A 1,294-nucleotide genomic window follows, 5' to 3' on the forward strand; every position below is an offset into this window, starting at 1 on the left:
TGGAGGGTTCTAAAAACCCCCTGGTTTTGAGGTCTTCTGTATGATTCTATTTCTTCTGCGTTGATTGAGGGAATGGCGATATGAAGCAGTCTGGTTTCTTTGATGTTGAAGAGCGTCTTGCCCGGCTGAGTGGGCTTGGCGATCAGCTCGAAGCGTTTTCCCGGACTGTGGATTTTGAAGCGTTCCGTCCTGATCTGGACAAGGCCCTGGCGTATTCCGATGGAAGCAAGGGCGGACGACCGCCATTTGATCCTGTGCTGATGTTCAAGATCCTGGTGATCCAGACGCTCAACAATTTGTCTGATGAGCGGACGGAATATCTGATCAACGATCGCCTCTCCTTTATGCGTTTCCTTGGGCTGGGACTTTCAGATCGGGTGCCGGATGCCAAAACGGTCTGGCTGTTTCGCGAGCGTCTGACCCAGGCGGGTGCGATCGATGGGCTGTTCAACCGCTTTGATGCGACCCTGCGTAACGCCGGGTATTTGCCGATGTCAGGCCAGATCCTGGATGCCACGCTGGTAGCGGCTCCGAAGCAGCGGAACACCAATGCAGAGAAAGCGGATCTGCGAGCAGGCCGTATTCCTGAAGACTGGCAGGACAAACCCGCAAAGCTGTCGCACAAGGATCGTCATGCGCGCTGGACACTGAAGTTCACGAAGGCGAAGCGGCAGGATGATGGAACCATGCCATCCAGCGATCTCGCCATCCCGTTCTTTGGCTATAAATCGCATGTTTCCATCGATCGGAAATACCGGTTCATCCGCAAATGGAAAACAACGCATGCCGCTGCCAGTGATGGCGCGCGATTGAGAGAGGGGCTTCTGGATAAAACCAATACGGCCTCAAGTGTCTGGGCCGACACGGCCTATCGCTCAAAAGCCAACGAAGACTTCATGGAAAAGCAGGGCTTTGTCTCCAAGGTTCATCGCAAAAAGCCGCATCTCAAGCCTATGCCCCGGCATATCCAGAAATCAAATGCTGGAAAGTCGGTCATCCGCTCGCGTGTCGAGCATGTCTTTGCCGATCAGAAGTCACAGACGGGGCTGTTTGTCCGGACTGTCGGTATCAGTCGAGCCACCATGAGGATCGGGCTCGCCAATATCGTCTACAATATGCGCCGCCTCCTCTTCCTCGAAAGATTGAACGCGAGCGCATAGCCATCCAGCGAGAGACAACTCCCAATCTGCTCAAAACGCAGACTGGACGCCATCGCAAAAACCGTCAATCAAATCGCCAAAACCCAGAAATTACCGGCCAAGCACATCAATCAAGGGTTCTTCGATCCCTCCAG

The 1,294-nt window shown here is 53.9% G+C and carries 1 protein-coding gene; it reads left to right on the forward strand.

All coding sequences use genetic code 11. The annotated features are described in order from the left end of the window. The first annotated feature begins 80 nt into the window (after positions 1–80). The gene (locus CFR76_RS17395) at positions 81–1,160 is read left to right on the forward strand and encodes an IS5 family transposase (RefSeq protein WP_025440192.1); all 1,080 of its coding nucleotides are present in this window, start codon (positions 81–83) and stop codon (positions 1,158–1,160) included. Positions 1,161–1,294: the final 134 nt, after the last annotated feature.

Origin of the sequence: Komagataeibacter swingsii, assembly GCF_003207895.1 — a bacterium.
GTDB classification, from domain to species: domain Bacteria; phylum Pseudomonadota; class Alphaproteobacteria; order Acetobacterales; family Acetobacteraceae; genus Komagataeibacter; species Komagataeibacter swingsii.